This window comes from Parabacteroides sp. TM07-1AC (genome assembly GCF_003480915.1).
GTDB lineage: Bacteria > Bacteroidota > Bacteroidia > Bacteroidales > Tannerellaceae > Parabacteroides > Parabacteroides chongii.
Genome location: NZ_QUKD01000010.1, coordinates 251,204 through 266,354, shown reverse-complemented (window position 1 = coordinate 266,354; position 15,151 = coordinate 251,204). Strand labels below are relative to the sequence as shown.

Genomic DNA, 15,151 nt, shown 5'->3' with positions numbered 1-15,151 from the left:
CCCCTTAAAAGAGTAAAATGCTATGCTAATTAAACAATTATCCATCTTTCTTGAAAATAAGAAAGGCCGTTTTACGGAAGTAGCAAAGATTTTAGGTGAAGCCGGAGTGAACATGTCGGCTTTTACGGTGGCAGAAAATTCGGATTTCGGTATCCTGCGTTTGATTGTGTCGGATACGGAGAAAGCCATTCAGGTGCTTCGTGAAAAACTATATGCGGTGAGTGTGGCCGATGTCGTATGCCTTCATTGCCCCAATCAGCCGGGTGCGCTGGCTAAGGCGATGGAGATCATCACTTCTGCAGGTATTTTTGTCGAATATATGTATGCTTTCTCGCAGGGAGAGGCGGCGAATGTGATCATCCGTCCCGACAATGTGGAGAAGTGCGCAGAGGTGCTGAAAGCCAATAAACTGGAGCTGATTGCTGCCAGCGATTTATATAAGTTGTAAATATTAACGTTATGCGCTTCGTTATTTTACCGAAAATAATGTAACTTTGCGCGCTAAAAGTATGTGAATGAAAAAGGTTGTATTTTTATTGATGATGATTACGGTCTTGTTATCCTCTTGCGGGGAGTACAACAAGATACTGAAAAGTACGGACTATGAGCTGAAATATTCGTATGCAAAGAAGTACTTCAATGCAAAGCAATATAACAAGTCCGCCACCTTGCTGGATGAACTGGTTACAATCTTTAAAGGAACTGCTTATGCCGAAGAATCCTTGTACCTGCTGGCCCAGAGCTATTACGGACAGAAAGATTATCAGACGGCTTCGCAATACTTTAATACGTATTATACCACCTATCCGAAGGGCGAATACACTGAGTTAGCCCGTTATTATTCAGGATATGGCTTGTATCTGGACTCACCCGATCCGCGGTTGGATCAGACACAGACGTATGAAGCTATCAACCAGTTGCAGCTCTATCTGGAGTATTATCCGCAGAGCGAGCGTGCAGCCGAAGCCCAGAAGATCATGTTCGAATTGCAGGAGAAACTGGCTTACAAGGAACTGCTTGCCGTAAGGTTGTATTTTAACTTGGGTAATTATATGCGCGATAACAACTTTTTATCTGCTGTAATTACTGCTGAGAATGCTTTGAAGAACTATCCTTACTCTAAATATAGAGAAGAATTTATGTTCTATATATTACGTGCAAAGTACGAACAGGCTGTGTTAAGTGTGGAAGAAAAGTTGCAGGGTCGTTATCGTGAGGTAGTGGATGAATACTACACCTACATGAACGAATATCCGGAAGGCAAATACGTAAAACAGGCACAGAAGTTCTACGATTATGCCAGCAAGAGAATAACAGATACGTATTAACGATATTATTTAACAATAAAGTAAAATGGATTACAGAAAGTCTAACGCTCCTTCGAACACGGTTACCCGTGACATGATGAAATTGTCAGCCGACACGGGAAATGTGTATGAAACAGTAATGATCATCGGCAAACGTGCTAATCAGATTAGCGTTGAAATGAAGCAGGACCTGGAAAAGAAACTTCAGGAGTTTGCCTCTTACAACGATAACCTGGAAGAAGTTTTCGAAAACAGAGAGCAGATCGAAATCTCCCGTTATTATGAAAAACTTCCGAAGCCGACGCTGATCGCTGCACAGGAATATGAAGAAGGTAAGGTTTATTATAAGAACCCTGCTAAAGAAAAGAATAACTTTTAATTAATTGACAATTGACAATGGACAATTGACAATTAAATGAATATAAAGGGCAATTGCTACAAAAGAGGATGAAATCTTTGTCCTGATGTAACAATTGTCCTTTTTCTTTTTTTGTCTTGTTTCCATTGTCAATTGTCAATTGTCAATTGTCAATTGAAATGTTACAAAGAATACAAACCGTTTATTTGCTTATTATCGTGGGCCTGATGGTTGCCACGTTATTTTTACCTCTTGCCATACTGCAGGCGGGAGATCAGTTTTACTCGTTCGATGCGACAGGTGTCAGCACGGTCGCTGCTGAACCGGAGTTGGTTTATCCGATGTGGGGGCTTTTCGCTTTGACGGCTGTTATCTCCATCCTGGCCTTAGTCACTATCTTTTTATTCAAGAAAAGAATCCTGCAGATTCGCCTGTGCGTATTCAATGCTATCTTGATGCTGGGCTTCTATGGCTTGTTCGCTTTCTTTGTCTGGATGCTGGAAGGTGAGCTGACGGACATTGCTCTGAATCTGAAGATAGCCTTATCTTTCCCGGTGATTGCCTTAATCCTTGATTACCTGGCAATCCGTAATATCGGTGCCGACGAGGCTTTGGTTCGCTCGCTCGACCGATTGAGATAAGCAGAAAATAACTCTCCGGAAGGAGGAAGAATATATGAATGACGCAGTCATGTTATCTGATAACATGGCTGCGTTTTTTATTTGTTAACGCAGTCCGGATTTAACCGGAATAATGTATCAAATGTCCTTTAATGCCTTTTAGGGCTTGTATAATAAGAGATTTATTTAAAAACGAACATTCTTTAGACGATATTGGATATTGAATAAGAGGCATATTACTTCTTTTGCTGTGTGAAATAAATACAAATTTGCCTATGATTAAAAAAAGAGAACACAATTATGAAAGGGTTAACCGCCCTTGAGATCTAATCAGAGTTAATAAAGAATTATCCAGGAAAAAACTTAAAGAAAAAATGACATTAAACATGAAGAGAGAGAATTTCCGGGGAATGAAAAACTGGAATGTGGCCTTTGCCCTTCTTTTTTTATTCTCTGCCGCCCAATCGAAGGCGGACACAGGAAAAGGTGAGGAAACCTTAAGTCCTACTATTAAAGAAAGTGCCGGATTACCTATCGCCCAGCAGAATGAACGAACCATAAAAGGTATTGTAAAAGATGCTACCGGTGAAACGGTTATCGGAGCCAACGTGTCTGTCGTTGGCACAACCATCGGAACTGTAACTGACGTGGAAGGTAACTTCTCATTGAAAGTACCGGCAGGGGCTACCCTGAAGATTTCATTTATCGGTTATAAGGATGTAGATGTAAAGATCACCAACCAACAAACATTGGATATCATTCTGGAAGACGACTCGCAGGCGTTGGACGAAGTCGTTGTGGTTGGTTTCGGTTCACAGAAGAAAGTGAATGTAACCGGTGCCGTAAGTATGGTAAAAGCAGAAGCACTGGCTGATCGTCCTGTTGCCAATGTGAGCCAGGCTTTGCAAGGTGTTGTACCGGGTTTGAACTTCTCAGTGCCTATGGGAGGAGGAGAGTTGGATAACGAAATGAAATTCAATATTCGTGGTTCCGGTTCGATCGGTTCGGGTTCTAATGCTTCACCATTGGTTTTGATTGATGGTATGGAAGGCGATATGAACACCATTAACCCTCAGGACATTGAAAATATTTCAATTTTGAAAGATGCTGCAGCTTCTTCTATTTACGGTTCACGTGCTCCTTTTGGGGTAATTTTGATTACAACTAAATCTGGTAAAAGTGGAAGAGTAACGATTAATTACAATAATAATATTCGTTTCTCTGATCCGTTGAAAGTTCCGGAAATGATGAACTCTTACGATTTTGCGCGTTACTTCAATGCTGCAGCAGCCAATGGTGGACAGCAAGCTGTGTTTAATCAGGAAGCTTTGGATCGTATTGTGGCTTACCAGAAAGGTGAAATTACTGCTGGTACGGTTGCAAATAACGGAAATTGGCAGGAATATGGCGGAGCAAATGCGAATACAGACTGGTTTGGGGAGCATTATCGCCATTGGTCTCCATCTCACGAGCACAATATCAGCGTAAGCGGAGGTAACGAAAAGGTTAATTATATGGTATCCGGTAACTTTATGGATCAACGTGGTATGTTGAAGCATTCGGATGATAGTTACAAACGTTTTTCCTTGAATGCTAAGTTAGGTGCTGAGATCACAAAGTATATCCGTATGAATTATACTTCCCGTTGGGTACGCAATGACTATGATAAATCATACTATCAGACAGGTTTATTCTTTCACAACCTTGCACGTCGCTGGCCGACTATTCCAGTAACAGATCCGAATGGTCATTATATGCCGGGTAGCGAAATTATACAGTTGGAAGATGGTGGACGTGATAATAAGTCAACCGATTATCTGACTCAGCAGATGCAGTTAGTAATCGAACCGATCAAGAATTGGAAAATCACTGCGGAAGGAAACTTCCGTACGGAAAATATGAATCGTGAATATGGTGTCTTACCGGTTTATAATTATAATGAAAAAAATGAACCTCAACTGATGAAGTTTGATGAAAGTCATGGTCCTGGTATTACTGAATTCAATAAATCGACGAATAAGCGTAATTACTTTACGATGAACTTCTTTACCGATTACTTCTATCAAACAGAAAACGGACATTATTTTAAAGGCATGGTCGGATTTAATGCAGAGTTGAATAAATTCAATAGCATGTGGGGATCACGTCAAGGCTTGATTTCTCCTACAGTACCGTATCTGACTACAGCTACAACTAATATGAAAAATGGCGGAGAAAAGAATGAATGGTCTACTGCCGGTTTCTTTGGTCGTTTGAACTACAACTATAAAGAGCGGTATATGGCCGAAGTCAATATGCGTTATGATGGGACATCACGTTTCCTTGACGACCAGCGCTGGGGATTCTTTCCTTCATTCTCTGTCGGTTGGAATATCGCACGTGAAGATTTCTGGGGAAATTGGTCCGATTATGTAAACGAATTCAAGCTTCGTGGATCTTGGGGTGAATTGGGAAACCAGAATACAACCGATATTTATCCTTTCTTCCCGTCAATGGATATAGGTGCAGGTAATGGTGACTGGTTGGTTAACGGAGCACAACCGACCACTGCTAAGATGCCGGGATTGGTTAGTAGCTTAATGACTTGGGAGACTGTTCGTTCATGGAATATAGGTTTGGACTTTGGTGCTTTGAATAACCGTTTGACTGGATCGTTCGATTACTTTAAACGTCAGACACTCGATATGGTTGGACCTGCTCCTGAGCTTCCTGTAACATTAGGTGCAGATGTTCCGAAGATCAATAATGCTGATATGGAATCTTATGGTTTCGATCTGGAACTTTCTTGGCGTGATCGTATCGGTAAGGTTAGTTACGGTGTAAAGGCTATTATGTCGGATGCTCGTCAAAAAATCACACGTTATCCGAATGAAACAATGAAGTATAGTACTTGGTATGCAGGTAAAATGGATGGTGAAATCTGGGGATTTAAGACTATCGGTATCGCAAAAACTCAGGAAGAAATGGATGCTCATCTAGCTAAAGTAGATCAAAGTGCATTGGGTAAGAACTGGGGTGCAGGTGATATTATGTATGCCGATATTAACGGAGATGGAAAGGTTGATGAAGGCGCCGGTCAGGTTGGCGACTCTGGTGATAAGAAAGTCATCGGTAATAATACGCCGAGATACAACTATGGTATTACCTTGGATGCATCCTGGAATGGTTTTGATATCAGTGCTTTCTTCCAGGGAGTTGGTAAACGCGACGTAGAAGTCGGCGGACCTTATTTCTGGGGTGCAGTAGGAGGTATGTGGCAATCTGCCGGTTTTGTAGATCACCTGGATTATTTCCGTCCGGAAGGTGATGAAATGGGAGCTAACCTGGATGCTTATTATCCTCGCCCATTGTTTGGTAACGATGCAACCCGTAACCAGAAGACTCAAACAGGTTATTTGCAGAATGGAGCTTATATCCGTATGAAGAATATCCAATTGGGTTATACCTTCCCGAAACAATGGATAAGTAAGATCGGACTTCAATCTTTCCGTGTATATATTTCAGGAGATAACTTGTTTACAATCACGAAAATGGCGAAGATGTTTGATCCGGAAACCGTCTCAGGTAGAACCTGGTGGGACACAAACAATACAGAACCGGATAACTTAGATAATAATGGTAAAGTATATCCATTATCTAAAGTAATTTCTTTTGGTATTAACGTTAATTTCTAATAGCTCAAACAGATGAAACAAAATATAAAAAATCTAATTGCACTATCGTGCATGTTGACGGGTTCATTGATGCTGGGGAGTTGTAATGATTTTCTGGATAAGGAACCGTTGGATAAGGTAACGGCAACTTCCTACTTTAATTCGGATGCCGACCTGGCTTCTTTCACGATTAAACAGTACGACCTGTTTCCAATTGGAAAAGATCAGTGGAATATGGGACCGGCTGCTTTAGGTGACAATAATACGGATAATCAGGCAAACGCTGCCAGTGAAACTAAATATTGGGAACCGGGTCAGTGGCGTGTCAGAGAAAATGAAGAAAAATCAGATCTGGATAAACAGGAATGGCGTTTTACCCGCATCCGTGCATTCAACTTCTTTTTTGAGGAAGTAGAGGCTAAACTGGCAGCCGGTACTATTGCTGGAACAGAAACAAATATCAACCATTATATCGGTGAAGCTCATTTTCTTCGTGCCTACGAATATTTCACATTGTTGAAACGTTTCGGTGATTTCCCTATTATAGAAGGTGTCTTGAAGGATGAAAAAGAGGAACTGGTTGCTGCCAGCCAGCGTAAACCCCGTAATGTGGTGGCCCGTTATATTCTTTCCGAGTTAGATAAAGCGATTGAATTACTGGCGGATAATCCTTCAGGAGGAAAAAATCGTATCACTCGTGATGCTGCTTTGCTGTTTAAGTCACGTGTCGCTTTGTATGAAGCTACATTTGAAACTTATCACCGCGGAACACCTCGTGTACCGGGTGAACCAGGATGGCCAGGTGCTAATATGCCTTATAATTCCGGCTTTTCTATTGATTTAAATCAGGAGATTGCTTTCTTTACCGATCAGGCTATGGCTGCTGCTAAGGCTGTGGCAGACAATCATCCGCTGACAGTTAATTCAGGAAATACCGATCCGGGAACAGGACAAACTGCGGGGTGGAACCCCTATTTCGAGATGTTTGGTGATAAGGATATGAGCAAGTACGACGAAGTAATCATGTGGCGTGATTATGATGCTTCGCTAAATGTAGCCAATGCCGTGTCTGTATATTGTTATAATGGAAGTAATACCGGTTTGACACGCGGTTATGTCGGGACATTCCTAATGAAGAATGGTCTTCCTGTTTACGCCAGCGGTTCAGGTTATACCGGCGAAGATGAAACCTTAGATAAGGTGAAGCTTAATCGTGATGAACGTTTGCAATTATTTATGGTATCTGAACATTCCCGTAGAAGTGTTTTTGTTCCGACTGATTCCGCTTCTGCATTCTTTGGTGCACCGAATATTGTAGACCTTGAGGAAGTTCGTAAAGTGACAGGTTTCCATATTCGTAAAGGTTTAAACTATGCTTACGATCCGGGTACACTAGGTGGACAGATGTCGCAGGATGGTGGTCAGGTAATATTCCGTGCTGTTGAAGCTTACCTGAACTACATCGAAGCATCCTGTTTGAAAAACAATGGTGCATCGATTGATGGAACAGCAGCTCAGTACTGGAAAAGTATTCGTAAAAGAGCAGGTATAGATGAAGATTATATGAAAACTGTTTCGGCTACCGACCTTTCAAAAGAAGATGATTGGGCTATTTATTCCGGAGGTACTCAGGTTACTCCTTTGATGTATAACATTCGTCGTGAACGTCGTTCTGAATTTGTTGCAGAAGGTTTTCGTATGGATGACCTGAAACGTTGGAGAGCCCTTGACCAGGTAAAGAATTATATTATAGAAGGATGTAATTTCTGGGATGAGATGTACAAGGATAAGTTATTCTTCGATGAAGAAAAAGGTGAAAGTAAACTAATCCCTGCCGGAACTCCAGGCAAGACACCGAATGTCTCAAGTAGAGAAAAGAGTGGTAAATATCTCCGTCCGTATCAGGTGATTGAAAAGAATAATGGTTTGTATAATGGTTATAACTGGATGAAAGCTAACTATTTGGATCCTATTTGTATTAATCATTTCCGTATTTCGGCTACAGATGTGAAAGATATATCGACTTCGCCGATCTATCAAAATCCGTACTGGCCTACGGAACCGAACCAGTCACAGTTAGAATAATGGCATAGGTATTAGCATACATAATTGATGTGTTGATGTAGGAAGGTTTCCCCTCTGTGAAGAGGGGAACCTTTAGCAAAATTAAATCTAATTTATATATATATATCCTTGATCCTATTGTTAAACTTAAAATGAATAAGTATGAAGAGAACGAAAGTGATTCTGTTTTGTATGGGCATTCTTATATCTATCAATTAGGAAGTGGAGGTATTTGATTTATTAGAATTTGGTAACCTACATTCTCTCGGCATTGTTTAAAATGCCGTGATAGAATGGCTTCTCATTTTGAAATACGATGTATTTTAAGTTATAACTTTAAATTTATTAATCATGGCTATATTAATCAAAGCAATCCAGCGCGCTAATCCCAGGGATAAGAACGCTCCGAAGAAATGGTATGCCGTTCAGAACTCCACCGGATTGGTTTCGGAAACGAAAGTGGCTGAACTTATTGCCGACGAGACGACATTGAATCCCTCGGAAGCGTTGATGTCTATCCGCCAGCTTCGGAAAATCATCCAACGTTTGATGGCAGACGGACATAGTGTGAAACTCGGTGATTGGGGTACATTTTATCCTTCCCTTAATAGTAGTGGAAAGGCGAAGAAAGAAGATTTGAAGGCTACGGATATTAATTGTGTAAATATTAATTTTCAACCCGGAGAAGAGTTAAAAGCTGCCATGCAGAAAGTGGAATTTGTATGGATTGACAAACTGGTTGAAGGTAAAACGAATACTGGTGGCGGTTCAGGCGAAGACGACCGTCCGGTTATTGAATGATTTTTATTTTCTGAATGACAAAAGATCCCTTTCCGGGTTTCCGGAGGGGATTTTTATGCCTTATATTTAAGGAGAAGAAGTCAATACTGACACTTGAAGAAACAATTTCCGAAACTTAAAGAAGTAAGTTCCAACACTTGAAGAAGCTTGCATCGGAACATGAAGAAGTATCCGAAGATACTTGAAGAAGTCAGTTTCGTGAGATGAAGAAGTCTACTTTATAAGATGAAGAGCTATAATAGAAAAGCCGGGAATAATATTTACTCCCGGCTTTTTCCCAGTCAGAATATAAACCTATTTCATTGGGCGAATAACAAACTCGAACGTTGTCTCTTCTACCGGAACTAGATATTGCGGCAATACACCCGGTCCGCAGGTAGCTGTACCGACACCGGCCTGTACGGCATCCAGATGGACGGTTACGGTACCGCTTCTTTTCAGTTGGTTGATATGGGTGGAAGCGTCAATGTTACTATCGGTAAAAGGAACGATACTGAACTGCCAGGGGCGTGATGCCGTGACGTACAGTCCGTTGCCAGCCTCGTTGCTGATCTCCGCCCAACGCATGTCCGTGCGGTTGCCGGTCGACTGAGGTTTGACGTAGTAATGGAACATCCGCTCGGCGTCCGTATGATCGATGGCGATGCGTCCACTTTGGATACGGTCAACGTAGGTTTCACCGGTACGTCCCAGATAGGATACCTGCGCGTATTCGGAAGGCATTTCAAACGTAAGTCCGATACGTGCCAGCGACTTGACGATGGCTGTGTCAGGGGTAAGGGTCGTTGCTACCTTTACCATGCCGTCGGGGGTGATATGGTAGTGCTGCGTGGCTGTCCCTACTGTCTCACCTTTGTCACTTAGTAGTGCCAGCGTTGTCTGCACACTGTTCTTTCCTGTGCGGAAAGCGGTTGCTTGCTGGGTGAGCTTATCCAGTCCGGCGGCTTTCCACAGACGTGCACCGTTACGGTCGCGGTTGTCGTTGTCGGTGATCGGACGGTAGAGGCTGATCGTCATCGGGGTTGAAAGCAGTTCTTTTCCGTCGAGCTTGTAAGAGGTCATCGCACCTGTTTCCGGTGAGAAGGAGATATTTACACGATTGTTGCTGAATGTGTTGCCGTTCTGTTTCAGGGCGGAAGCCTGGAATGACGGGTAGTTCGGCCGGTAGTTTTTGTTGGCTGTCAGGACGAACTGGTCGTAAGCTACCTCGTGTGTCAACGGGATGAACGGGCGTGCCTGTTTGGGTGTCCAACTCAGGTTGAGGAATACCTCTTTGCAGTTTTTCGGCAGGGAGGTTTTACCCAGTGTGAGCGTGGTCGTTTCGTGCGGGAGACAGTCGACGGTTTCCGTTCCCTGGCGTATGATCTGGCCGTTGTCGGTTATCAGTTGCCAGTGGAGGGTATATTCGTTCAGGTTGCTGAAGTCGTACCAGTTTTTGACGGAAAGGGTCAGATTGCGTTCGTCCGTCAGTTTTGTTTTGATATACTGGTAGACCTTTTTCACTTCGTTCAGATGCGGATGCGGTTCGCGGTCGGCATTTACCAGGCCATTCGTACAGAAGTTGTCGAAGCTGGGGATACCTTTGGGACCGTAATCGCCACCGTACGACCAGTACCAGTTGCCATCCTTGTCGATTTCGCGGAACGACTGGTCCACCCAATCCCATACACAGCCGCCTTGTGCCATCGGTTCGTTTTCGAATACGTCCCAGTATTCTTTCAGGCCGCCTACGCTGTTACCCATCGCGTGCACGTATTCGCAGAGGATGAAAGGGCGGTAGATTTTCGGCTCTTTCTGGTTCAGATATTCCTTGATAACGTCTACGCTGCGGTACATGCGGCAGTAGATGTCGGTGTTGTAGTTCTGTTCGGCACGTTCGTACTGGACGGGACGTGTCTTTTCGACCGATTTCAACCAGTTGTACGTACGTTCGAAGTTGATACCGTTGCCGGCTTCGTTACCGAGCGACCAGATCACGATGCAGGGGTGGTTCTTGGAACGTTCGTACATGCGTTGCGTACGATCCATGTGTGCCGGAAGCCAGGTGCTGTCTTTTGCCAGCGACTCGGGACCGTATCCCATGCCGTGTGATTCGATATTGGCTTCGTCGATCATATACAAGCCGTATTCGTCGCAGAGGTCGTACCACAGCGGATCGGTGGGGTAGTGGGAGTTGCGGACGGTGTTGATATTGTGCTGTTTCATCAGGCTGATATCTTTCAGCATCAGTTCGCGACTGACTGTACGACCTAGCTGTGAATGTTCGTGACGGTTGGTTCCTTTGACCAATGTCGGTACGCCGTTTACGCAGAAGCGACCGTCTTTGATCTCGGAGGTACGGAAACCTACGCGGCATCCGGTCAGTTCCGTTTCTTTTCCACCGGCATCTTTCAGCGAGAGGACGAGGGTGTAGAGGTTGGGATGTTCCGCGCTCCAGGGGGTGACTCCGGGAAGGGTCGCTTCTTTGAAAGCGATGCGGTTATTTTCTCCGGCAGGGATGTCGGCTTCTTCTTTCAGGACGGTTTTGCCATCGGTATCTTTCAGTCGATAAGTGATGCGGGAGCCGGGATTGGCTTTGCCTGCAATCTGAACGTCGAGGTTGAAGATACCGTTTTTATAGGTGTCCTTGTCGAGGGTGGAGATTACTTTGTAATCGGCAATATATTGCTTAGGCGTGCTGTATAGGTAGACGCTGCGTTCGATACCGCTCAACCGCCACATGTCCTGGCATTCCAGATACGAGCCGGAACTCCAGCGGTACACTTCCAATGCGACGGTGTTTTCACCCGGTTGCAGCAGGTCGGTGATATCCCATTCGGCGGGTGTTTTCGAACCTTGGTTGTAGCCTATCTTTTCTCCATTGACCCATATATAATAGAAGGAGATAACGCCTTCGCAACAGAGAACGACGCGGCGGCCGTCCCATGTCTTCGGTATGGTGAAGGTGCGACGGTAAGAGCCGACTTCGTTCTCGGCATAAGGGACGAGAGGCGGATTCTTCTTGAAGTTGAACATCGGATCGTCGAACTCGTAGGTCTCATTCACATAGATAGCCGTTCCGTAGCCCTGACGTTCCCAGTTGCCGGGGACGTTGATGTCGGCCCAGCCGCCGGTGTAGAATGAGGGTTTGTAGAAATCCTTCGGACGGTTGTCGGGGTTCTTTGTCCAGTGGAATTTCCATTTCCCGTTCAGGGTCTGATACCAGGGGGACGACTCGTGATCGCGTTCGGAGAGGGCTTTCTCGTTCTCGAAAGGCCAGACGTAGGCATGAGGGGCCAGTTTGTTCTGACCGATTGCGTACTGGCTTTGCCATTCAGGCTGGTTGTTGTCTGTTGCGCCTGAAACTGCCTGGGTGAGTCCCAGGCAGCACAGAGCAAAAATAGATAACAGAGTCTTTTTCATGTATTTATAGAATTAATTTGTTTCACTATTTGTCAGATGTGAATGTAGTGTCGTTGGTAGGGGCGGTTCGCGAACCGCCCTTACAGGCGCCGTCATAATGGAACAGGCAGGTTCGACCGTAGGGGCGGGTTCAATATTTTCTAACTTATTTAATAATTACTTCATCTATATAAACCCAGCTACCCTGTCCCGGTCGCGTATGATCTTCGGGGCATTTTCCGGGGTTCTGCAGGTCGACTTTCAGGTAACGGCCGGAAGCCTTTAGGTTGTCGAAGAGCTGGTCTTCGATGCGGATACCTTCACGGAAGATCTGTTCCGGGGTGAAGCTGCGTTCGGCTATCCGGGTGAACGTTTGGTTATCGTCTGAGACGGAGAGGATGATCTGTTTGGGCAGATGGGCTCCCATACCGTAGTTCGTCATACAACCGATCGTCACTTTGTCGAACGAGGCTGTTTTTCCCAGATCGATCGTGAAGGAGGCGTCTTTGCCGTACCATCCGCTCCATTCGAAGTCGGACTGTTTGTCGCTACCTCTCAGGCCGTTTGTCAGACGGTAGCTCTGTTCGTTGCCGTTCGTTACGGGACGGGCTGTAGCCTTGTTCCAGTGGAGCGGGAGAGTGAGTGTTTTCCCTTTCTGCTCACCGTTCATAAAGGTGGCAGCCTTGATAGTCAGGTCGCCAGTCACAATCAATGAATCCTGGTAGAGCGTGGAGGCGGCCTGCGGTTCGCTTCCGTCTGTGGTATAGCGTACTTCCATATCCGGGCGGATGCAGGTGAGGGCAACCTTCAAGGTGTCGTTACTGCCGGTCACCAGATGGTCGAGGTTAAACATCGAGCGGGCATAGTTTACACCCAGGTAGTCGTAATGTTGTGTCAATATATCCAACCGTTTCAGGAATCCGGGCCAGTCTTTCCGGTCTTTTCCCGACCAGGCGATTTCGCCAACGGCAGCCAGGCGGGGGAAGAGCAGATATTCGACATCATCAGCCGAGGAACAAAATTCGGTCCACATACAACCCTGTACGCCGATCAGTTTTTTAGCCACTTCCGGGTCCCACTCAGGTTGTACCGGTTCGTATTTGTAGACATTTTCCAGGGTGTTGTTACCGAAATAGGTACGCGGTTCGAACCATTGCGGTCCCTGGTAGCGGATCAGGTACAAGACGCGGGCCGGTGTCATGATAAAACGGTGTCCCATCTGTCCGGCTTTGTAACCGGCTGTGCCGAGTCCTTGCCAGCCCAGTATGATTGCGTCGTCGGGTATTTTGCTGTTGGTCAGTTCATCCCATCCGATCACTTCACGGCCTTTACTTTTCACGTAACCGGCCATGCGTCCCATGAAGTAACCCTGCAACTCTTCAATGTCGGTAAAACCCTCCGCTTTCATACGGGCCTGGCAAAGCGGACATATTTTCCAGTATCTTTTGGATGCTTCGTCGCCGCCCAGGTTGATATAACGGGAGGGAAAGAGAGTCATCACTTCGTCGAGCACATCCTGCAGGAAGGAGAAAACCTTGTCGTTGCCGGCACAGTAGACGATTTCGGCACCGTGTCCGCCCATTCCGGGGATTACACGGATCGGGTCTTTCACTACCGGGCATGCCAGTTCAGGGAAAGCAGCCAGGGCGGAATTGGTATGTGCGGGCATTTCTATTTCGGGGATGATCTCTACCTGTCGTGTGCCGGCATAGGCAATGATCTCTTTCATATCTTCCTGTGTGTAGAAGCCGCCAACGGGTGTCGGTTCGCCGGCTTTTGCGTTTTTGCGTTGGGAGAAATCCTTTTCACGTTCTACGCGCCAGGCTCCCACTTCGGTGAGGCGGGGATATTTCTTTATCTCCAGACGCCATCCGTTGTCGTCCACCAGATGCAGATGAAGTTTGTTCAACTTCAACATCGACATATAATCGATGATTTTAATCACATTCTCTTTCGGGATAAAACAGCGGGACACATCCAATAACAGGCCGCGGTAAGGAAAGCGGGGACCGTCCTGCAGGCTTACTGCCGGTATGTTCCATTGAATGCCTTCTGCCGGCGTTTTGCTTTCTATTGCCGGAGGAAGAAGCTGACGGATCGATTGCACGGCGTAAAAAAAGCCGCGGTTGTCAGCTGCTTCTATGGATATATGTGAAGGCGTTATTTCCAGTTTATAGTTTTCCTCTGCGAGTGCCGTATTAGTAGAAAAGGTAATAGTGGCGGTTTGGGATGAATTGGCATTAATGATCGGGTTGAATCCGGCAGAGGTCGTAAATAAATCAGCTAATAATCGGGCTACAGGTTCCTGTTCCTGATTCTCGATTTGGATCGTTGTCGATTCATTAAACGTAAAATATCCTTTCGCAGGAATTTGTTGTTCGGGCTGGGGAATGATGTTTATCCCGACAGGAGCAGGGTTTGTACACCCTGTAACCAACCAAACGAGAAAGGTGATAAGGAGGAGTTTGTCTTTTGTCATTTGACTTATTTGTTGTGTTATCATATTTCATTCTTGTTATAAGATTAACCAGGAACAAATTTAAAAGTATCCGATTAGTTCGATGTCCGGTTTTGTACAAAAAAGTTCAATATTTGTCCAAAAAGGGGAAGAGTCATTGATTTTTGTGCGTTACAAGAATGGTGTGAGTTCCGTAAGAACTTATGTCTTTTGGATTTCAGGCAAAGATAAAAAAAGATTTACTACAGGAAGATATCTTTCTTAAACTTTATGAAACAGATAGTTATTACCTCCTTTTAATTGACTATATAAAGTTCATAATTACAAGTTTAGCATGAAAAGCATAAAATAATGGTAGAAATACCCTACACCGATGTAATAAGACTATAAATTCAGAAGCTTTTTCCTTTCAGTAAATCTACCAATAAAGTATATCTCACTTTTCTTACGATCATTAGTTTCCTTATAATCTATCAGTTACAGTAAAAAGACATAAGTTCTTACGGAAC

The 15,151-nt window shown here is 44.7% G+C and carries 9 protein-coding genes; 7 read left to right on the top strand and 2 right to left on the bottom strand.

From position 1 onward, the window contains the following. Window positions 1-22 precede the first annotated feature (22 nt). From DXD68_RS19140 to DXD68_RS19110, 7 genes are all read left to right on the top strand, one after another. Window positions 23-448: an amino acid-binding protein gene (locus DXD68_RS19140; RefSeq protein ID WP_028726750.1), complete on the top strand. Its 426-nt coding sequence runs from the start codon at window positions 23-25 to the stop codon at window positions 446-448. Window positions 449-515: 67 nt separating this feature from the next. Next, window positions 516-1,328 (top strand): outer membrane protein assembly factor BamD, encoded by an 813-nt coding sequence (locus tag DXD68_RS19135; RefSeq protein WP_122363084.1) that lies wholly within the window; start codon window positions 516-518, stop codon window positions 1,326-1,328. Between the two features lie 25 nt (window positions 1,329-1,353). Then, window positions 1,354-1,686, top strand: a complete 333-nt coding sequence (locus DXD68_RS19130) for a DNA-directed RNA polymerase subunit omega (protein ID WP_122363083.1) — start codon at window positions 1,354-1,356, stop codon at window positions 1,684-1,686. A 158-nt stretch (window positions 1,687-1,844) separates the two neighbouring features. Then, entirely contained in the window at window positions 1,845-2,306 is a 462-nt protein-coding gene (locus tag DXD68_RS19125) for a DUF4293 domain-containing protein (RefSeq protein WP_122363082.1), read from the top strand. Between the two features lie 365 nt (window positions 2,307-2,671). Continuing rightward, window positions 2,672-5,959, top strand: a complete 3,288-nt coding sequence (locus DXD68_RS19120) for a SusC/RagA family TonB-linked outer membrane protein (RefSeq protein ID WP_233577232.1) — start codon at window positions 2,672-2,674, stop codon at window positions 5,957-5,959. Between the two features lie 12 nt (window positions 5,960-5,971). Continuing rightward, on the top strand, window positions 5,972-8,023 hold the full coding sequence (locus DXD68_RS19115) for a RagB/SusD family nutrient uptake outer membrane protein (protein WP_122363081.1): 2,052 nt from the start codon (window positions 5,972-5,974) through the stop codon (window positions 8,021-8,023). Window positions 8,024-8,353: 330 nt separating this feature from the next. Continuing rightward, window positions 8,354-8,803, top strand: a complete 450-nt coding sequence (locus tag DXD68_RS19110; RefSeq protein ID WP_122363080.1) for an HU family DNA-binding protein — start codon at window positions 8,354-8,356, stop codon at window positions 8,801-8,803. 294 nt (window positions 8,804-9,097) lie between these two features. On the opposite strand, the gene DXD68_RS19105 is transcribed toward DXD68_RS19110, so the two are convergent. Beyond that, a complete protein-coding gene (locus tag DXD68_RS19105; protein ID WP_122363079.1) occupies window positions 9,098-12,205 on the bottom strand; it encodes a glycoside hydrolase family 2 TIM barrel-domain containing protein in 3,108 nt (1,035 codons plus the stop codon). A 145-nt stretch (window positions 12,206-12,350) separates the two neighbouring features. Then, window positions 12,351-14,663 (bottom strand): beta-N-acetylhexosaminidase, encoded by a 2,313-nt coding sequence (locus DXD68_RS19100; protein ID WP_122363078.1) that lies wholly within the window; start codon window positions 14,661-14,663, stop codon window positions 12,351-12,353. Window positions 14,664-15,151: the final 488 nt, after the last annotated feature.